This window comes from Actinosynnema sp. CA-299493 (assembly GCF_050946825.1).
Classification (GTDB): Bacteria; Actinomycetota; Actinomycetes; order Mycobacteriales; family Pseudonocardiaceae; genus Actinosynnema.
In genome coordinates, this window is record NZ_CP191993.1 from 7,930,703 (window position 1) to 7,949,651 (window position 18,949).

At 72.2% G+C, this 18,949-nt stretch carries 18 protein-coding genes; 5 read left to right on the forward strand and 13 right to left on the reverse strand.

Annotation, left to right across the window (positions count from 1 at the left end; all coding sequences use genetic code 11):
• Positions 1-115 precede the first annotated feature (115 nt).
• Positions 116-1,330, reverse strand: coding sequence for an MFS transporter (locus tag ACQPYE_RS33685; protein WP_498723039.1), 1,215 nt, complete (start codon positions 1,328-1,330; stop codon positions 116-118).
• Between the two features lie 125 nt (positions 1,331-1,455).
• Between ACQPYE_RS33685 and ACQPYE_RS33690 the strand changes: the two genes are divergently transcribed.
• Positions 1,456-2,127 carry a FadR/GntR family transcriptional regulator gene (locus ACQPYE_RS33690; RefSeq protein ID WP_498717135.1) on the forward strand — a complete coding sequence of 224 codons (672 nt, stop codon included), beginning with the start codon at positions 1,456-1,458 and terminating at the stop codon, positions 2,125-2,127.
• A 315-nt stretch (positions 2,128-2,442) separates the two neighbouring features.
• Here the strand turns inward: ACQPYE_RS33690 and ACQPYE_RS33695 are convergent, their stop codons facing one another.
• Positions 2,443-3,351 carry a LysR family transcriptional regulator gene (locus ACQPYE_RS33695; protein ID WP_498717136.1) on the reverse strand — a complete coding sequence of 303 codons (909 nt, stop codon included), beginning with the start codon at positions 3,349-3,351 and terminating at the stop codon, positions 2,443-2,445.
• 73 nt (positions 3,352-3,424) lie between these two features.
• Between ACQPYE_RS33695 and ACQPYE_RS33700 the strand changes: the two genes are divergently transcribed.
• Both ACQPYE_RS33700 and ACQPYE_RS33705 read left to right on the forward strand, forming a co-directional pair.
• Positions 3,425-4,357 carry an EamA family transporter gene (locus ACQPYE_RS33700; RefSeq protein WP_498717137.1) on the forward strand — a complete coding sequence of 311 codons (933 nt, stop codon included), beginning with the start codon at positions 3,425-3,427 and terminating at the stop codon, positions 4,355-4,357.
• A gap of 32 nt (positions 4,358-4,389) precedes the next feature.
• Positions 4,390-5,322 carry a pentapeptide repeat-containing protein gene (locus tag ACQPYE_RS33705; RefSeq protein ID WP_498717138.1) on the forward strand — a complete coding sequence of 311 codons (933 nt, stop codon included), beginning with the start codon at positions 4,390-4,392 and terminating at the stop codon, positions 5,320-5,322.
• A gap of 340 nt (positions 5,323-5,662) precedes the next feature.
• On the opposite strand, the gene ACQPYE_RS33710 is transcribed toward ACQPYE_RS33705, so the two are convergent.
• The gene (locus ACQPYE_RS33710; protein WP_498717139.1) at positions 5,663-7,186 is read right to left on the reverse strand and encodes a cobyric acid synthase; all 1,524 of its coding nucleotides are present in this window, start codon (positions 7,184-7,186) and stop codon (positions 5,663-5,665) included.
• 11 nt (positions 7,187-7,197) lie between these two features.
• Between ACQPYE_RS33710 and ACQPYE_RS33715 the strand changes: the two genes are divergently transcribed.
• The gene (locus tag ACQPYE_RS33715; protein WP_498717140.1) at positions 7,198-7,926 is read left to right on the forward strand and encodes an alpha/beta fold hydrolase; all 729 of its coding nucleotides are present in this window, start codon (positions 7,198-7,200) and stop codon (positions 7,924-7,926) included.
• A 9-nt stretch (positions 7,927-7,935) separates the two neighbouring features.
• On the opposite strand, the gene map is transcribed toward ACQPYE_RS33715, so the two are convergent.
• The 8 genes from map to dxr form a co-directional block, all read right to left on the reverse strand.
• Positions 7,936-8,793 carry a type I methionyl aminopeptidase gene (map, locus tag ACQPYE_RS33720; RefSeq protein WP_498717141.1) on the reverse strand — a complete coding sequence of 286 codons (858 nt, stop codon included), beginning with the start codon at positions 8,791-8,793 and terminating at the stop codon, positions 7,936-7,938.
• Positions 8,794-8,840: 47 nt separating this feature from the next.
• Positions 8,841-9,245: a type II toxin-antitoxin system VapC family toxin gene (locus ACQPYE_RS33725; protein WP_498717142.1), complete on the reverse strand. Its 405-nt coding sequence runs from the start codon at positions 9,243-9,245 to the stop codon at positions 8,841-8,843.
• A complete protein-coding gene (locus ACQPYE_RS33730) occupies positions 9,242-9,514 on the reverse strand; it encodes a type II toxin-antitoxin system Phd/YefM family antitoxin (protein ID WP_498717143.1) in 273 nt (90 codons plus the stop codon). Before ACQPYE_RS33730 ends, ACQPYE_RS33725 begins: the two co-directional genes overlap by 4 nt.
• Positions 9,515-9,538: 24 nt before the next feature.
• Positions 9,539-11,353: a penicillin-binding transpeptidase domain-containing protein gene (locus ACQPYE_RS33735; protein WP_498717144.1), complete on the reverse strand. Its 1,815-nt coding sequence runs from the start codon at positions 11,351-11,353 to the stop codon at positions 9,539-9,541.
• Between the two features lie 45 nt (positions 11,354-11,398).
• Entirely contained in the window at positions 11,399-12,253 is an 855-nt protein-coding gene (locus tag ACQPYE_RS33740; RefSeq protein WP_498717145.1) for a GNAT family N-acetyltransferase, read from the reverse strand.
• A gap of 93 nt (positions 12,254-12,346) precedes the next feature.
• Complete coding sequence (gene ispG, locus ACQPYE_RS33745; protein ID WP_498717146.1) at positions 12,347-13,504, reverse strand: flavodoxin-dependent (E)-4-hydroxy-3-methylbut-2-enyl-diphosphate synthase; 1,158 nt, start codon at positions 13,502-13,504, stop codon at positions 12,347-12,349.
• A gap of 22 nt (positions 13,505-13,526) precedes the next feature.
• The gene (locus ACQPYE_RS33750; protein ID WP_498717147.1) at positions 13,527-14,723 is read right to left on the reverse strand and encodes a M50 family metallopeptidase; all 1,197 of its coding nucleotides are present in this window, start codon (positions 14,721-14,723) and stop codon (positions 13,527-13,529) included.
• A 1-nt stretch (position 14,724) separates the two neighbouring features.
• A complete protein-coding gene (gene dxr / locus ACQPYE_RS33755; protein WP_498717148.1) occupies positions 14,725-15,945 on the reverse strand; it encodes a 1-deoxy-D-xylulose-5-phosphate reductoisomerase in 1,221 nt (406 codons plus the stop codon).
• A gap of 155 nt (positions 15,946-16,100) precedes the next feature.
• Between dxr and ACQPYE_RS33760 the strand changes: the two genes are divergently transcribed.
• Positions 16,101-16,376, forward strand: a complete 276-nt coding sequence (locus ACQPYE_RS33760) for a GlsB/YeaQ/YmgE family stress response membrane protein (RefSeq protein ID WP_498717149.1) — start codon at positions 16,101-16,103, stop codon at positions 16,374-16,376.
• A gap of 72 nt (positions 16,377-16,448) precedes the next feature.
• On the opposite strand, the gene ACQPYE_RS33765 is transcribed toward ACQPYE_RS33760, so the two are convergent.
• Entirely contained in the window at positions 16,449-17,099 is a 651-nt protein-coding gene (locus ACQPYE_RS33765) for a response regulator (protein WP_498717150.1), read from the reverse strand.
• Between the two features lie 2 nt (positions 17,100-17,101).
• Positions 17,102-18,763 carry a sensor histidine kinase gene (locus ACQPYE_RS33770; protein ID WP_498717151.1) on the reverse strand — a complete coding sequence of 554 codons (1,662 nt, stop codon included), beginning with the start codon at positions 18,761-18,763 and terminating at the stop codon, positions 17,102-17,104.
• Between the last annotated feature and the right edge of the window lie 186 nt (positions 18,764-18,949).

An 18,949-nucleotide genomic window follows, 5' to 3' on the forward strand; every position in this document is an offset into this window, starting at 1 on the left:
ACGGACCGAGCGCCGACCACCACCACACCGGAGACCCGGTCGTACCCCTCGTGCGACCGGGTCTCCGTTCTGTCCGTAACCGACACATCGTGCCGGGAAGGCGAGGTGTTATCACCTACACCGTGCGCGGTCGGCCGGCGATCCACCCGAGTCCGGTCAGCACGACCAGCAGCACCACCAGGACCAGCATCGACACGGTCCACGTGCCGGTCACCCCGCGCAGCACCCCGAACGCGAACGGCCCGGCGGCGGAGATCAGGTAGCCGATGCTCTGCGCCATCGCCGAGAGCCGCGCGGTGTCCGCGCCGGTCGACGTGCGCAACGAGATCATCACCAGCGCGAGCGGGAACATGCCCATCCCCACGCCGATCAGCACGACCCACAACCCGGGCGCCGCGCCGGGAGCCAGGGCCAGGCCCAGCACGCCCAGCACCGACAGCGCGCCCAGCACCAGCACCAGCCACGACTGACCCGACCACCGCGCGGCCAGCGGCGGCACGATCAGGCTCACCGGCACACCCAGCACCATCGTGATGGCCAGCAGCAGCCCGGCCGTCGTCCGGTCGACCCCCGCGTCCACGAGGATCTGCGGCAACCACCCCATCACCGTGTAGGCCAGCAGCGACTGGAGCCCGAAGAACACCGTGATCACCCACGCCAGCGGGCTGCGGAACAACGACCGGCCCGCCCTCGGCGAGCGCACCACCGGCCGTGCGGACAACCCGTGCGGCGCACCCGCCAGCCACACCAGCAACGCCGCCGCCGACAGGAACGCCCAGGCGCCGACGGCCAGCCGCCACGACCCGAACGCCGATTCCAGCCCGGGCGTGAACGCCGCGCCCGCCGCCGCACCGGCCGCCAGCGCCGCCGTGTAGACGCCGGTCACCAGGCCGACCCGGCCCGGGAACGACTCCTTCACGACCACCGGGATCAGCACGTTGCACACCGCGATGCCCGCGCACGCGATGAACGTGCCGCCGAGCACCGCCGCCGGACCGTCCACCACCCGCAGCACCAAGCCGACCGTCAGCACCAGCAACGACAGCGCGACCGCCCGGGCCATCCCGAACCGCCGGCCCAACCAGGGCGCGAGGAACGCGGCGAGCCCGAAGCACAGCGTCGGCACGGCGGTCAGCAGGCTCGTCCACGCGGTCGACACGCCCAGCGACGCGCGCACGTCGCCCAGCACGGAGGCCAGGCTCGTCACGGCCGGGCGGAGGTTCGCGGCGGCGAGCGCTACGCCGATCGCCAACAGGGTGCTGCCGACCAGGGCAACTTGGCGGTTCCGACGCCCATCGAGCACGCCGGTGCGGCCAGGATGGTCGGCGATCGTCGCGTTGGCATCGCCATCGGTGGCAATGTGGGCAGTCGACGGTGACCAGTCTGGCCGGGTCTGCTGGATTGGCACCGGACTACTATTACAGACATGGGATGTTCGGATGAAAGGATGACGCTGTGCCGTTGGCCACTACTCGGCGGGCCGGACTCGTCGACCAGGTGATCGACCAGATGAGGGGAGCGATCGCCGCCGGTGAATGGCCGGTCGGCCGCCGCATCCCACCGGAACCGGAGCTGGTCACCGCCCTGGGCGTGGGTCGCAACACCGTGCGGGAGGCGGTGCGCGCGTTGTCGCACGCCGGGCTGCTGGAGGTGCGGCAGGGCGACGGCACGTTCGTCCGCGCGACCAGCGAGCTGTCCGGCGCGGTCCGCCGGATGTGCGGCAGCGAGCTGCGCGAGGTCCTCCAGGTGCGCCGGACGCTGGAGGTGGAGGGCGCCCGCCTGGCCGCGACCCACCGCACCGACGAGGAGGTCCGCAAGCTCGACGAGCTGCTGGCCGAGCGGGACGGCGCGCTGGCCGCGAAGGACTGGGCCCGGCTGGTGGAGCGGGACACCGCGTTCCACGTGATGCTCGTCCAGTGCTCGCACAACACCCTGCTGGCCGAGCTGTACCAGGGCCTGACCGAGGCGGTCCGGGCCAGCATCACGGCCACCGTGGAGACCGATCACGAGGACGACCAGGTGTCGCACGCCGGGCTGCTGGACGCGGTGCGCGACCGGGACGCGGCCCGTGCCGCGGCCGAGGCGGGAGGCTTCCTGGAGGAGTTGCTGGAGCGGCACAAGGACTGAACCCGCCGTCCCGCAGGCCGCCGACGACGACCTGCGGGCACGTCTCGTCAACGTGCGTTTCTCCTGAAGCGCGCGTTTCTCCCGGACGTGCGTTCTCCCGAAGCGTGGGTTCTTCGGGTTCCGGCCGGGCCGGTAAGGGCTTTCACGACGGGGCGGAGACCTCCCGCGGTGGCGGATTTCCGCAGGAGGCCCCCTGGTGAGTGGCTTGACCGGGCCCGGACCCACTACCCCGACGGCCCACTCCGATAGTCGTCGAAATCTCCCGCGCCGCAACCGCGGGATGCCCGATCGTTATCCGCTGTCGCACAAGCGTGCTCAAGCGGTCTCCCGCTGGTCCCAGCAGTCGCGCAACGCGGCCAGGGTCGCGGTCACGGCGGGGCGGCGACCGGCCTGCGTGCGCCACACCGCGAACACCCGGCGCGTCGGCGTCGGCCGGAACGGCACCGCGCGCACCGAGCCCGGCAGCGCGCCCCGGCCGAGCCGTGGCAGCAGCGCCACGCCGATCCCCTTGGCCAGCAACGCCAGCTGCGTCTCGTACTCGGCGATCCGGTACGCCAGGTCGGGTTCCATGCCCGCGCCCCGGAAGGTGTTCACCAGCCAGTCGTGGCAGATCGTGCCCTCCGGCTGGCAGATCCACCGCTCGCCCGCCAAGTCCTCCGGCGCCACGGAGTCGCGCCGCGCCAACGGGTGCGCGACGGGCAGCAGCACGTCGGCGACGTCCTCACCCAGCCGCGCCCGCGACACCGGCTCCGGCACGGCCAGCGGCGCGTTGACCCAGTCGTGCGTGACGGCGAGGTCCAGCTCGCCGCGCGCCACCGCCTCCAGGCAGTCCGGCGGGTCGAGCTCGACCAGCCGCACGTCCAGCTGCGGGTGCCGCTCGGCCAGCCGCACCACCGCCGCCGGCAGCAGACCGCGCGCGGCGGTGGCGAACGCGCCCACCCGCAACTCGCCGACGGCCGCGCCGCGCTGCTCCTCCAACGCCACCTCGGCGTGCTCGACCAGGGCGAGCACCTGCCCGGCGGTGGCCGACAGCAGGTGCGCCGCGTCGGTCAGCGCGACACCGCGCCCTCGGCGTTCCAGCAGCGTGGTGCGGGTCTCCCGTTCCAGCTTGGCGATCTGCTGCGAGACCGCCGACGGCGTGTAGCCCAACGCCGTGGCCGCCGCGCCGACCGAGCCGTGCTGCGCGACCGCGTGCAGGGCGCGGAGGCGTCCGAGATCCAACATGTAGCAATGCTAAACCAATACCTTCAGCAGTCGTCGCTGGTGCTAAATGGTGGCAGCGCTGAGACTCGGTGGTGTGAAACCACGCCACGTCGCGATCGCGGTGCTCGTCGCCACCATCTGGGGGGTCAACTTCGTCGTCATCAAGGTGGGTCTGCGCGACTTCCCGCCGCTGTTCTTCTCCGCGCTGCGGTTCCTGGCCGCCGCCGTGCCCGCGCTGTGGTTCGTCGGCCGGCCCAAGGTGGCGTGGAAGTGGGTCTTCGCGGTCGCGTTGGCGCTCGGCGTGGCGAAGTTCGGGTTGGTGTTCGTCGGGATGGCGGCCGGGATGCCCGCCGGGTTGTCGTCCCTGGTGCTGCAGAGCCAGGTGTTCTTCACCGTGCTGTTCGCGGCCGTGCTGCTGCGTGAACGGCCGCGGCCCGTGCAGCTGATCGGGATGGGCGTGGCGGCGGCGGGGATCGTGGTGATCGCGGTCGACTACGGCGTCGGCAGCCCGATCTCGGCCTTCCTGCTGGTCGTGCTCGGCGCGGTGGCGTGGGGCCTGGCCAACGTCGCCACCCGGCACGCCCGGCCGCCGGACCCGGTCAACTTCATCGTGTGGGTCAGCGCGCTGGCGGTGCTGCCGCTGCTCGGGTTGTCGCTCGTCTTCGAGGGACCGGCGGCGGACCTGGCCGCGTTGCGCGGGATCGGCTGGACCGGTGTCGGCTCGATCCTGTTCATCGCGTGGGTGTCGACGCTGCTCGGCTTCGGGCTGTGGAACCTGCTGCTGCGGACCTACGAGGCGAGCGCCGTGGTGCCGTTCGCGCTGCTGGTGCCGGTGGCGGGGATGCTGTCCGGGTGGCTGCTGCTGGACGAGACGATCAGCGCGGTCCGGCTCGGCGCGGCGGCGCTGGTGGTCACCGGCATGGCCGCCACCACGGTGAAACGACGTGCGCCCCGCACGCCGGCACCGGTCCTCGTCGGGTCGACCGCCGCGGCGGCACCGCTTTCTTCCGCCCGCATCGGTGATTGACGGCCCGCCGGCGGTCCGCTGGGCTGGACCCCGTGGAGCACCGCGTGCTGTCGGCCAGGACGATCGTGCTCTGGGCGGTCGGGCTCGGCGTGGTGGGAGCGGGGTCCGTCGCGCTCCTGCTGGTCACCCTGGGTTCCGGCGAGCCCCGGGACGGCGTGCGGCTGGACGTGGTCCGCACCGCGGCCAGCATCGTGCTCGGCACGGGCGGTGCGGCGGCGTTGCTGCTCACCGCGCGCCGCCAGCGCTACGCCGAGCTCGACCTCGTGCAGAAGGAGCACGACGCGACCGAGCGGCGGGTCACCGAGCTGTACGGCAAGGCCGCCGACCAGCTCGGCAGCGACAAGGCGCCGGTGCGGCTGGCCGGGCTGTACGCGCTGGAACGGCTGGGGCAGGGCAACCCCGCGCACCGGCAGACGATCGTGAACCTGGTCTGCGCCTACCTGCGGATGCCGTTCACCCCGCCGCCGGAGGTCCGGGCCAGGACGCGGATCGGGCCGCGTGACGCGCACCGGTTCCAGGAGCTGGAGGTGCGGCAGACCGCCACCGCCCTGCTGGCCGCGCACCTGCGACCCGACCGGCCCGAGGTGTTCTGGGCCGGCGTCGCGCTCGACCTGTCCAACGCCACGCTGGTCAAGCTCACCCTGACGCACGCGCGGATCGGGTCGGCGTCGTTCGCCGGCACCACGTTCGTCGGCGCGGCGACGTTCCGCGGCACCGAGTTCACCGGCACCGCGGACTTCCGCGACACGTGGTTCCGCGACCAGGCCGACTTCCGGCGGGTGCGGTTCGACGAGTCGGTGTTCCGGGGCGCGGTGTTCGAGGGCGGCACGGACTTCGGCGTGCACACCGCGGCCAAGCTGGCCGGCGCCCGGACGCGGACCCGTGACGTGCGGCGGAAGTGGCCGGAGGGGTGGGTGGAGCAGGCCGCCGAGCCGGACTGGGCCGTGCTCGTCGCCCGACGGTGAACCCCGATGACCCGAACGGCGGCGTATCCCCCGGCTCGCCGCCGGTACCTTCACTGTGTGGCTACCCGTGAGCGGAGGTGTGACGTGTGTGCCGTTTTCCACCCGTCCCTCCGCGTGCGAGCGGACTTCGACTAGCGCGCACGTCCACCAGGACCGCACTGATTCCCCCACGCACGGATGCGACCGCACGGTCCACGACGGAACCACGCGGGTAGGTCCGCCCGGCTTGCCGGTCGGGCAGCCACCCGCCGCCGTCGCCGAGCCGGTCGTCCACACGACTCCGCCCACCGGTGGCACCATCGCGCGACTTGTCGGTCGCGCGCACCGCGGTCGGACGCCGTCAGGCGACAGGCGGAGCACCTGCGGGAGGGATGACCGGCAGCCCGGGTGGCGCGCCCTTCTCCAGCAACGCCCACACCGCGTCGGTGTCGAGGTGGTCGGCGACCAGGTCGCCGAGCAGGTCGAGCTGAGCGGACCGCCGGCCGGCGAAGTCCACGTCCGGCGCGGGGGTGAATCCTTCCCGGCCCGCGTGGCCGGCGGCCCAGCGCAGGAGCGCCCGGCGGAAGCCGTCGTTCTCCAGCAACCCGTGCCAGTGCGTGCCGGCGACCCGGCCGCGCAGCGCGCCCTCCGGCGTGCCGTCCGGCAGGGTGACCAGTCCTTCCTCGGCGTTGCGGGTGACCACGCCGTGGTGGATCTCGTAGCCCGTGACGGGTTCGCCGAACGCGTTGCCGTGGGGCGTGCGCAGCGTCTTCTCCGGCTCGAACCGCACGTCCACGTCCACCAGGCCCAAGCCCTCCACCGCGCCCGCGCGCGACTCCACCGCGTCCTCGATCGTCCGGCCGAGCATCTGGAACCCGCCGCAGATGCCGAGCACCGGCCCGTCGTGCGCGGTGATCGCGTCGGCCAGGCCGGTGGCGCGCAGCCAGCGCAGGTCGTCCACCGTCGCCTTCGACCCGGGCACGACCACGAGGTCCGCGTCGGCCAGCCGGGACGGCTCGGTGACGAACCGCACCGACACGCCCGGCTCGCACGCCAGCGCCTCCACGTCCGTGGCGTTGGAGATGCGCGGCAACCGCACCACGGCCACCCGCAGCCACTGGTCGCCGCGCGGTGGCTCGGGCCGGCCGATCACGCCGTCCGCCGCGTAGGACAGCGAGTCCTCCGCGTCCAGCCACAGCTCCTCCCGCCACGGCAGCACGCCGAGCACGGGACGACCGGTGAGGGCGGTCAGCTGCCGCAGGCCCGGTTCGAGCAACGCCGGGTCGCCGCGGAACTTGTTCACCACGAACCCGCCGACCAGCGCCTGGTCGGCCGGGTCGAGCAGGGCCAGCGTGCCGAACAGGTGCGCGAACACCCCGCCCCGGTCGATGTCGCCCACCACGAGCACCGGCAGGTCGGCCGCCCGCGCCAGGCCCATGTTCGCGATGTCGTTCGCCCTGAGGTTGATCTCGGCGGGCGAGCCCGCGCCCTCGCAGACCACCACCTCGAACTCGTCGCGCAGGCCGTCCAGGGTGGTCAGGACCGTGGCGAACAGCTCGGCCTTGCGCTCGCGGTAGGACAGCGCGGACACCTCGCCGACCGCCCGACCCAGCACCACGACCTGCGAGCTGCGGTCACCGCCCGGCTTGAGCAGCACCGGGTTGAACCGCACGCTCGGCGCCAGCCCGCACGCGGCGGCCTGCACCGCCTGGGCCCGGCCGATCTCGCCGCCGTCGGCCGTGACGACCGAGTTGTTGGACATGTTCTGGGCCTTGAACGGGGCCGTCCTCACCCCCTGGCGGGTGAGCCACCTGCACAGACCCGCCGCCAGCACGCTCTTCCCCGCGTCCGACGTGGTGCCGGCCACCAGCAACGCACTGCGCACAATGTCCCCTCGTGTCGGTCCCGGCTGACATCATCCACCGCATGGTCGACGTCCCCGCCACCGCGGTCCTGGTGCACAGCCCCTACCTCGGGCCCGCGAGCATGCGCCCGCTCGCCGACGCGCTGGCCGAGCTCGGTCACCCCGTGGTGCTGCTCGACCTGCGGGTGAACGTCAACGCCGCGCCCGTCCACCAACGGCTGCTCGGGGTGTTCGCCGACGCCGTCGAGGACGCCATGGTCGAGGGCGACCTGGTGCTCGTGGGGCACAGCGGCGCCGGTCCGCTGCTGCCCGCGTTCGCCGACGCCCTGGAGACGCCCGTGCGCGGGCTGGTGTTCCTCGACGCCGACCTGCCCACACCGGGCCGGAGCTGGCGTGACGACGCGCCGGCCGAGCGGATGGCGCACCTGAGGACCATCTCGCGGGACGGGCTGATGCCGCGCTGGGACCTCTGGTTCGCGCCCGAGGCGTTGTCGGCGATGGTGCCGGACGTGCGGCTGCTGGAGGAGATCGTGGCCGAGGCGCCCGAGGTGGCGCTGGCGTTCCTGAAGGAGCCCCGGCCCACCGTGGCGTGGACCGGGCCGTGCTCGTACGTGAGGCTCAGCCCCGCCTACGACGCCGCCGCGTCGGCGGCACGGCAGCTGGGCTGGCCCGTGGTGGAGCTGGACAGCCACCACCTGGGCGCGGTGACGTCGCCCGACGAGGTGGCGGCGACCCTGGTGCCGCTGATCAGCGGACCGTGAGGTGCCCGTTCAGCAGACGGTGAGGATCTCCGCGCCGTCCGCGGTGACCACGATCGTGTGCTCGAACTGGGCGGTCCAGCTCTTGTCGCGGGTGGTCACCGTCCAGCCGTCGTCCCACAGGTCGTGGTCGATGCCGCCGAGGGTGATCATCGGCTCGATGGTGAACGTCATGCCCTCTTCGATCACCGTGGGCACGTGCGGCGCGTCGTAGTGCAGCACGACCAGGCCGCTGTGGAAGGTGCGGCCGATGCCGTGGCCGGTGAAGTCGCGCACCACGCCGTAGCCGAAGCGGTTGGCGTAGGACTCGATGACGCGGCCGACCACGTTGAGCTGCCGTCCCGGCTTGACCGCCTTGATGGCGCGCATGGTGGCCTCGTGCGTGCGCTCGACCAGGAGGCGGGCCTCCTCGCTCACGTCGCCGGCGAGGAAGGTGGCGTTCGTGTCGCCGTGCACGCCGCCGATGAAGGCGGTGACGTCGACGTTGACGATGTCACCGTCCTCGACCACGGTCGTGTCGGGGATGCCGTGGCAGATGACCTCGTTCAGCGAGGTGCAGCAGGACTTGGGGAAGCCGCGGTAGCCGAGCGTGGACGGGTACGCGCCGTTGTCGCACAGGAACTCGTGCGCGACCGCGTCGATCTCGTCGGTGGTCACGCCGGGCACGATCACCTTGCCCGCCTCCTGCAACGCCTGCGCCGCCAGCCTGCCCGCGACGCGCATCGCCTCGATCACCTCGGGCGGCTGCACCCAGGGATCGGTGTTGCGCTTGGGTTCAGGCCGGTCGACGTACTCGGGCCGCTCGATCTGGGCGGGCACCGGACGGCGGGGGGACAGCACACCTGGCTGGAGGACGGCACGTGCGGACATGCCTCCAGGTTACGGCTCAGCGTGGTGGGGCATGCGCCACGTGCCCCCTACGCGGTCGCCTCGACCGTTCCGGGCGAGGCGACCGGCAGCCCCATCTCGTCGGCGGCGGTCAGGAGCCGCTTGTCGTAGGCCACGAACGCGTCCAGGTCACCTCGCACGCGCATCGCCGACACGAGGTGGATGGCGTCGAGGCTGCGCAGATCCATCGGCAGGTCTCCGGCCTCGTCGAGCAGGTCGAACGTCATGGGGATCATCTCGACCCCCGACAGGACGCGCCGGGCCCTGGCGCCGAGACGACCCGCGTCGCGCCGGACCGCGCGGACGACCTCGGTGCGGGCGAGGGCGCTGCTGACCACCGGATCGGGGTGTGCCACGAGCCAATCGCGCAGGTCGACGCTCTCGGCCTCAGCCCGGACCAACTTCACCAGGGCTGACGAGTCGAAGTAGATCAAAACCGGTCCTCTCGCTGCCACTGCAGCTCAGCCGACACGTCGAGGTCGGAGTCGATGGGCGGTTCGAGCAGGACGCTCCGGCTCGCGTCGGCGGGGAGCAGTTCGCCGTTCACCCGGAGGCGCTCCCGCAGGGTGACGTCCCGGGGCGGCGGGTTGAGCACCGCGACCGGCACCCCGTGGTCGGTCACGGTGATCGACTCACCGGACGCGACCCGCCGCAGGTACACGCTGGCGTTCTGCCGCAACTCGCGAACACCTATCGACTCCATGTGCTACATGGTAGCACAAAGTGGTCAGCCCAACGCGGCGAGGAAGCGGGCGGTGGCCTCGACCGCCGGGGCGGAGCTGTTCGCGCCCAGGATCAGGGTGGCGAACGCCACCTCGCCCCGGTAGCCGACGAACCAGCCGTGCGAGTTGACGCCGTCCCCGAACTGCGCCGTCCCCGTCTTGCCCCGCACGTCCCCGTACGGCTTGAGCTGGGGCGCGGTGCCGGACTCGACCACCTCGCGCATCATCGCCCGCAACGGCTCCAGCACGGCCGCGGTGGGCGGGGTCGGGGTGCGGTCGGCCTTCGTCTCACGGCCCTTCAGCAGCGTGGGCACCGGCACCTTGCCCGTGGCGGCCGTCGCGGCCACCACCGCCATCCCGAACGGGCTCGCCAGCACCTTGCCCTGGCCGAAGCCGTCCTCGGCCCGCTCGACCACGTCGGCGGCGGGCGGCACGGAGCCGGTGATCGTGGTGATGGCCGGGATCTCGAAGTCGACCCCGAGGCCGAAGCCCTCCGCCGCCGCGGTCAGCGCGTCCGCCGGCATCTCGGCGGCGAGCTGCGCGAACGTGGTGTTGCAGGAGAACGCGAACGCCGAGTGCAGCGGGATCGTGCCCTTGTCGAACTCGTGGTCGTTGGGCACGACGCGCCGCCCGTCGATGACCGACTTGCCGGGGCACGGCAGCGGGCTGTCCGCGGTCGCCTGCCCGGACGACAACGCCGCCGCCGCCGTGACCAGCTTGAACGTCGACCCCGGCGGGTAGCGGCCGGTCAGCGCCACCGCGCCCTCGGCGTCGGCGGGCGCGTTCTGCGCGACGGCCAGCAGCTCACCGGTGGACGCGTCCAGCGCGACCAGCATCGCCGCCTGCGGCACCGGCTCCAGCGCGTCCTCGGCGGCCACCTGCACGGTCCGGCTCATCGACGTCGAGATCGCCTGCGCCGCCTCCGGCGCCTGCTCGTGCAGCGTCTCCACCTCGTCACCGGCCGCGTTGACGGTGTAGACCCGCACCCCGGCCTTCCCGGCGATCTCCTCCTCCACCGCCTCGCGCACGGCGGGCAGCACCTGCGAGCCGAACGTGCGCGACGGCGCCAGCAGGCTCGTCCGCGTGGTGAACCGCACCCCCGGCAGCTCGTAGATCGCGGGCTTCACCGTCTGGTAGTCCGCGTCGCGCAGCGCGGCCACCTGGTAGACCTGCCCGGCGGGCGTCCTCGACACCCCGTCCACGATGGCCAGCTCGGTGATCGCGGGGTCGATCGGCGTCAGCGCCGCGGCCAGCGCGCCGGCCACCGCCTCCAGGTCGCCGGCGTCCTTCGCGTCGAGCAGCACCGACACGACCTGCTCGGGCGCGAGCAGCGGCGTGCCGTCCCGGTCGAGCACGGGCGCCAGCGCGGGTTTCACCTCGGCCACGCCGAGCGACTGCTGCACGGCGAGCTTGGGGTGCACGACCGAAGGCGCCCAGTGCACCTTCCAGTCGTCCTCCTCGCGCCGGAGGTCGAACTTCGCCTGGTAGCTCCACGCGTGGTCCTGCCCGAGGTCCCAGTCGAGCTGCGCGGTCGCGTCGGCGGTGGTCGACTCGCCCGCCGAGCGCACCTGCTCGACCTTCGTGGCCAGGCCCTCGGGCTTGAGCACCTCGCGGACCTTGCCCAGCACGTCCTTGGCGTTGCCCGGGTCGTCGGTCAGGCCGGCCGCGCCGTCCACGTCACCGGCGGCGAGCTTGGCCAGGAAATCGCCCGCCACCTGGTCCGGGCCGGGGCGGGAGGAGAACAGGCCGCAGCCGCTGACGAGCAGCAGGACCACCCCGGGCAGGACCAAGCGGGACAGGGACGGCTTGCGCGCGATCACGTCGCCGAGTATGCCCGGTGTGACCGACCGCACGCCGCGACGGTCTCAGAACAGCACGGTCGCGTACTGGCCGACCTGCGCGAACCCGATCTTGCGGTACGCCGCCTTGGCCACGTCGTTGTAGGAGTTCACGTACAGCGACGCGGTCCGGCCCAGGCTCTTGACCAGGCGTTCGGCCACCGCCGCGGTGCCCGCCGCGCCGATGCCGCGGCCGCGGCGGTCCGGCCGCACCCACACGCCCTGGATCTGGCCCACCTGCGCCGACATGGCCCCGATCTCGGCCTTGAACACCACCTCGCCGCCCTCGAACCGGGCGAACGCCCGCCCGCTCGCGATCAGCTCGGCCACCCGCGCCCGGTAGGACACGCCGCCGTCCTCGGCGCACGGGTCGACGCCGACCTCCTCGATGAACATGGCGATCGCGGCGGGCAGGTACCGGTCGAGCTCGTCCGGTCGGACCGGCCGCACCAGCGGGTCCAGCGGGATCGACGGGCTGCCGCCCAGCGCCATCAACGGCTGGTCGGCGCGCACCTCGCGGGCCGGTCCCCAGTCCGGGGACAGCTCCTCCCACAGGCCGAGCACCTGCTCGGAGGGCCCGACCAGCGACGAGCACATGCGGCCACGGCGTCGGGCGCGGTCGGCGAAGCTGCGCAGCGCGGGCGTGGTGCCGCGCAGCGGGATCAGGTTCGGGCCGGCGAAGCACAGCGCGTCGACCCGGCCGCCCCGCAGCGACCGGTGGTCGTACGCCCACACCTCGCCGCCGAGTCGCCACGGGTCGAGCCCCGCGACCTCGACCCGTGCGGCGACCATGCAGGACGCCACCGGGTCGGCCGCCAGCACGGCGAGCACCTCGGACAGGTCCCGCTCGTCGAGCAATCGCGCGCCAGCCAACCTCAGCACGTCGTCAAGCCTGCCAGATCGACCCCGTTACCCGCGCGTCCGCCACCCGCTCAGCCGACTGCCCGTCCACCCCTCGACCGCCCTCGACCACGCTCAGCCGACCGTGACGACCGGTTCGCCGCCCTCGGCGGTCTCGCCCATCTCCTCGGCGATCCGCATGGCCTCCTCGATCAGGGTCTCCACGATCTGGTGCTCGGGCACGGTCTTGACGACCTTGCCCTTGACGAAGATCTGGCCCTTGCCGTTGCCCGAGGCGACGCCCAGGTCGGCCTCGCGCGCCTCGCCCGGACCGTTCACCACGCAGCCCATCACGGCGACCCGCAGCGGCACCTCCATGCCCTCCAGACCGGCCGTGACCTGCTCCGCCAACGTGTAGACGTCGACCTGGGCGCGACCGCAGGACGGGCACGACACGATCTCCAGCTTGCGCGGGCGCAGGTTGAGCGACTGGAGGATCTGGTGCCCGACCTTGACCTCCTCCACCGGAGGGGCCGACAACGAGACCCGGATGGTGTCCCCGATGCCCTGCCGCAGCAGCGCGCCGAACGCCACCGCCGACTTGATCGTGCCCTGGAACGCCGGGCCCGCCTCCGTCACGCCCAGGTGCAACGGGTAGTCGCACTGCTCGGCCAGCAGCTCGTACGCCCGGATCATCACCACCGGGTCGTTGTGCTTCACCGAGATCTTCAGGTCGTGGAAGTCGTGCTCGGCGAACAGCGACGCCTCCCACAGCGCCGACTCCGCCAACGCCTCCGGCGTCGCCTTGCCGTACTTCGCCATCAACCGGGGGTCCAGCGAACCCGCGTTCACCCCGATGCGGATCGGCGTGCCGTGGTCCCGCGCCGCCGCCGCGATCTCCTTGACCTTGTCGTCGAACTTCTTGATGTTGCCCGGGTTGACCCGGACCGCCGCGCACCCGGCCTCGATCGCCGCGAACACGTACTTCGGCTGGAAGTGGATGTCCGCGATGACCGGGATCTGCGACTTGCGCGCGATCGCCGCCAGCGCGTCCGCGTCGTCCTGGGACGGGCAGGCCACCCGCACGATGTCGCAGCCCGCCGCCGTCAGCTCCGCGATCTGCTGGAGCGTGGCGTTCACGTCCGCCGTCACCGTCGTCGTCATCGACTGCACCGACACCGGGAACTCACTGCCCACGCCCACCGAGCCCACCATGAGCTGGCGGGTCTTGCGCCGCTCCGACAACACCGGAGGAGGCATTGCCGGCAGGCCGAGCATGACGCCGTCACTCATGAACTGGCACCTCTCACTGGGATCACTGGAAGAGCTTGATCGGGTTGACGATGTCCGCGGTGATCGTCAGCAGCGTGACCGATCCGCCGACGAAGATCACGAAGTAGGTCAACGGCAAGAGTCGCAGGTAGTTGACCGGTGCGCCGGCCGGCAGCCCGCGCAGCTTCCGGATCCAGTTTCGCACCCGTTCGTACAGGTTGACGGCGATGTGACCACCGTCAAGCGGCAGCAGCGGCAGGAGGTTGAACACACCCACGAAGAAGTTCAGCCCCGCCAGCATCAGCCAGAACAGCTGCCACAGGCCCCGGTCGACCGCCTCGCCGCCGAGCCTGCTCGCGCCGACCACGCTGACCGGGCTGTCGATGTCGCGCTCGCCGCCGCCGATGGCCTCGATCACGGCCGGGATCTTCTTCGGGAAGTTGATCAGGCCGCGCCAGGTGTTCTCGAACATCGTGCCGGTGAACGACGTCGCGCCGCCGAGCGCGGTGATCGCGTTGTACTCGAAGTTGCGCTGCTGGATGACGCCGATCGCGCCGACCTCTTCCTTGTAGCGCGTGCCGTCCTTGCGCTCCAGCTCGCGCTCGACGCGGGCGACGTCGGCGGTGAGGGTCAGCTCCTCGCCGTCGCGGAGCACCTCGAACTCGGTCGTGCCGGACCGCTCGCGGGTCTTCGTCAGCACATCGGCCCAGGTGGGCGTGGCCGCGCCCGCCACCGCCACGATCTCGTCGCCGACCTGGAAGCCCGCGTCCTTGGCCGGTGCGGGCGCGCCGGGCGCGCACTCGGCGTCGGTGCTGCTCTGCACGCACGGCGCGACCTCGGCGATCATCGCGCTGTCGCGGAGGTTCGGGATGCCCATGGTGAAGGCCATGAAGTACAGGATCACGAAGCCCACGATGAAGTGGGTGATGGAGCCCGCGGACAGCACCACCACGCGCTTCCAGGTCTTCTGCCGGTTGAACGCGCGGTGCTGGTCCTCCGGCGCGACCTCCTCCAGCGCGGTCATGCCGGTGATCTCGCAGAAGCCGCCCGCCGGGATCGCCTTGATGCCGTACTCGGTCTCACCGCGGCGGAAGGACCAGATCTTCGGGCCGAACCCGATGAAGTACCGGGTCACCTTCATCCCGAACATCTTCGCGGTGGCCAGGTGGCCGAGCTCGTGCAACGCGATCGAGATGCCGATGAGCAGGGCGAACAGCAGAATGCCCAGGAAAACGAGCACGTCAGTCCCTTCCAGACCCCACCGAAGTGGCCACGAGTTCCCGCGCCCGCGCCCGGGCCCATTGCTCCGCCGCGAGGACCTCGTCGACGTCGACCGGCTCGTGCGCCCAGCCGTCCGCCTCCGCGAGCACCCGTTCCACAGTGTCCACGATGGAGGTGAACGACGTGCCGCCGCCGAGGAAGACCGCGACCGCTTCCTCGTTGGCCGCGTTGTAGACCGCCGGCAGGCAACCGCCGCCGGAGCCCGCCTGCCTGGCCAGCCGCACCGCCGGGAACGTCTCGTCGTCCAGCGGCTCGAACGTCCACGCCGTCGCCACGTCGAAAGTACACGCGGCGGCGGCGCCGGGGATGCGGTCGGGCCAGCCCAGCGCCAGCGCGATCGGCAGCTTCATGTCCGGCGGGCTGGCCTGGGCGAGCGTGGACCCGTCGGTGAAGGTGACCATCGAGTGCACGACCGACTGGGGGTGCACGACCACGTCGATGCGGTCGTAGGGCACGTCGAACAGCAGCTGCGCCTCGATCAGCTCCAGGCCCTTGTTGACCAGGGTGGACGAGTTGACGGTGATGACCGGGCCCATCGACCACGTGGGGTGCGCCATGGCCTCGCGCGCGGTGACGTCGACCAGCTCGGCGCGGGTGCGACCGCGGAACGGGCCGCCGGAGGCCGTGAGGACGAGCTTCGCCACCTCGTCGGCCCGGCCGCCGCGCAGGCACTGGGCCAGGGCGGAGTGCTCGGAGTCGACCGGCACGATCTGGCCGGGCCTGGCCGCCTTGAGCACGAGCGGACCGCCCGCGATCAGCGACTCCTTGTTGGCCAGGGCGAGCGTCGCGCCCGACTTGAGCGCGTGCAGCGTCGGTGCCAGGCCGATCGAGCCGGTGATGCCGTTGAGCACCACGTCGGCCGGGGTGGAGTCGACCAGGTCGGTCATGGCGGTCGGACCGGCCAGGATCCGCGGCAGCTTGAACGCGCCCTGGGCGTAGCCGCGCTTCTGCGCCTCGGCGTAGAGGGCGAGCGTGACGTCCTCTACCGCGGTGGCCCGGGCGACGGCCACGGCCCGCACCCCGAACTCGACGGCCTGGGCGGCGAGGGCGGCCGGGTCCGCGCCGCCGGCGGCCAGTCCGACCACGGTGAACCGGTCGCGGTTGGCGGCGATGACGTCGAGGGCCTGGGTGCCGACGGACCCGGTCGACCCCAGTACCAGAACCGTGCGTGGTGTGCTCATCACCGACCATTGTTCCCGAGCCGACCTGATAGCCCGCACAGCGGTACTTCGGTAACGGAACGATAACGAGTGCGTGGTATCACTCGAACGTGGGCATTCCTCGATCAAGCGCCCGACGGATCCGCCCGTCGCGGCCATCAGGAAGGAGAGCCCCCGTGGGCATCTTGGGTTGGATCGTCCTCGGCCTCATCGCGGGTGCCATCGCCAAGGCCATCATGCCAGGCCGGGACCCCGGCGGCATCATCATCACGATGTTGCTCGGCATTGTCGGCGCCATCATCGGCGGCTTCGTCGGTCGGGCCATCTTCGGCACCGACATCAACACGTTCTTCGACCTGAGCACCTGGCTGCTCGCCATCCTCGGCTCGCTGATCGTGCTGGGCGTCTACCGCATGGTGACCGGAAACCGCGGCAACCGCGCCCGGGCATGACGACGCTCGGATCAACTGACCACTCCGGGTGTGCCCCGTCGAGAAATCGGCGGGGCACACCCGTGTCCGCACCTAGTTGGCCAGCCCCGCGTCGCGGGCCAGCAACGCGGCCTGCACCCGGTTGGTGAGCCCGAGCTTGGCCAGCAGCCTGCTCACGTAGGTCTTCACGGTCGCCTCGCTCATGTGCAGTCGCTGCCCGACGTCGGCGTTCGACATCCCCAGCCCGAGCAGGGCCAGCACCTCGACCTCGCGCTCGGTCAGCCCCTCGACCTGGCGCATCGCCGCCTGCCGGCGCGGCTGGCCCACCTGCGCCACCATGCCCACCACCCGGCTCGTCACCATGGGTGATAGATATGCCTCGCCCGAGTGAACCGCACGCACGGCGCGTAGCAGCTCTTCCGGGGCGGAGTCCTTCAGCAGGAACCCGGCCGCGCCGTCGGACAGCGCCCGGACGATGTTGTCGTCCTCGCCGAACGTGGTGAGCATCACCACCCGCACCGAGGGCGCGACGGTCTTCAGCTCACGCGCGGCGGCCAGGCCGTCCAGGCGGGGCATCCGGATGTCGAGCACGGCGACGTCCACCCGCCGTTCCCGGGCGACGCGGACGGCTTCCCGCCCGTCACCGGCCTCGGCGACCAGTTCGATGTCGTCGGCGGTGCCGAGGATGGCCTTGATGCCCGCGCGCATCAGCGGCTCGTCGTCGGCGATGAGGACCCGGATCACTGTCACAACTCCTGCAAGTGGGTGTTCTTCTCGACCAGCGTGCCGTCGGCGAAGCAGAACCGCACGATCTTGGTCGCCCGCGAGGAGTAGGTCTGCACGTCGGCCACGCGGTACTCGCACCGCGTCCCGGCGGGTTCGGGTCCGGCGGCGGAGTTGAGGTCGCCCAGCGGCGGCTCGGCGCCGCCCGGGAGCCTGGCCATCACCTCCGCCTCCGACTGCCCGACCGACACCGAGTCGTACAACTCGTCGGACACCACCTTGGTGACGGGCTGCGACCCGATCCACGTGTAGCCGCCGACGACCACGAGCACCACGACCCCCGCCAGCACGATCGAGCCGACCCCCGCCCACTTGCGGATGCCGGTGGGCTTGGCGGGCTCGGGCTGCTCCTCGTCGGAGGGCTCGTCGCCCGTCGCGGCGGTGTCCTCGTACGGCAGCACGGCCGCGATGCGGAACCCGCCGGTCGGCAGCTCCCCCACGTGCAGCATGCCGCCCGCCAGCCGCACCCGCTCGCCCAACCCGATCAGGCCGAACCCGGCGCCGCCCGGCGGCTTGGTCCGCGGCGGGTTGTTGCGCACCTCCACCACCAGCGCGTCCGGCTCGTACTTCACGGTCACCTGCACGCTCGCGCCCGGCGCGTGCTTGTTGGCGTTGGTCAGGCCCTCCTGGGCGATGCGGTACGCGGCGTGGCTGACCTTCGCGGGCAGCGGCACGGCCTGGCCACCGCGCACGAGGCCGACCCGCACGCCGGCCCGCCGCGCGCCGTCGACCAGCTCGTCGATCGCGTCCACGGTCCGGTTGTCGGCCCCGCCGACGGTGGTCCGCCGCGCCGGGTCCTCTTCCGGCTCCTCGTCGCGCCGCAGCACGCCGATGACCCCGCGCAGCTCCTCCATCGCGGTGAGGGCCGCGCTGCGCAGCACCTGCACCGCCTCGCGCTGGCGTTCGCCGAGGCCGGTGTCCATGGTCAGCGCGCCCGCGTGCACGGAGATGAGGCTGAGCCGGTGGCCGAGGCTGTCGTGCATGTCCTGCGCGATCCGGTTGCGCTCGCGCAGCCGCACCTGGCGCGACACCATCCGGCGTTCGCGCACCACCCGTTCCTCGCGTTCCTGCAACGCCGCGACCAGCGCGTTGCGCTGCGCGACGTACCGGCCGACCAGGAACGGCAGCGCCACGACCATGCAGTAGACGGTCAGCATCACCCACTGGCCGAAGGGTCCGGACAGGCCGGGCGCGGACATGCCCCAGGCGAACATGTGCAGGGCGAGCGCGAGGACCGCGGTGAGCAACGAGCGCTGCCACGGCGCGATCCGGTAGCCGGCGGAGTAGGAGAGCATGACCACCATCGCGACGCCGCCGTGGTCGGTGCTGAAGACGACCCAGGTGGCCACCAGCAGGGCCAGCGCGGGGAACGGCAGCCGGGACAGGAAGATCGCGACGTAGCCGGCGCCCAGGACGATCAGCGCCCACCCGGACGACCGCCAGTCGCCGGAGATCCAGCCGGGGAACACGTCCAGGCCGAGCAGCACGACGACGGCCAGCACCTCGCGCGCCACCCGCCAGGGCGTGACCTGGCGGAGGCGTTCGGCGTGGGCGCGCAGGAACGCGGCGGGCGCCTCCCGGAGGTCCGGCAGGACGGGCCGGAGCCGCTGAACGACGGACGTCACAGGTGACCACGGTAAAGAACCGCCCGCCCGCCGGCCGCGTTCGTTGGTCTCGACCCTCTCCGACGAAAGTTGACGCAGGTGACGCGGCGGCGGCGAGGCACCTGTGCCGCGCACCTCACGTCTCGCGCCGCGCGCGCGTGTGGGACGATGACGCCGTTGGTGAACGTGATCGGGCAGGAAGGTCGT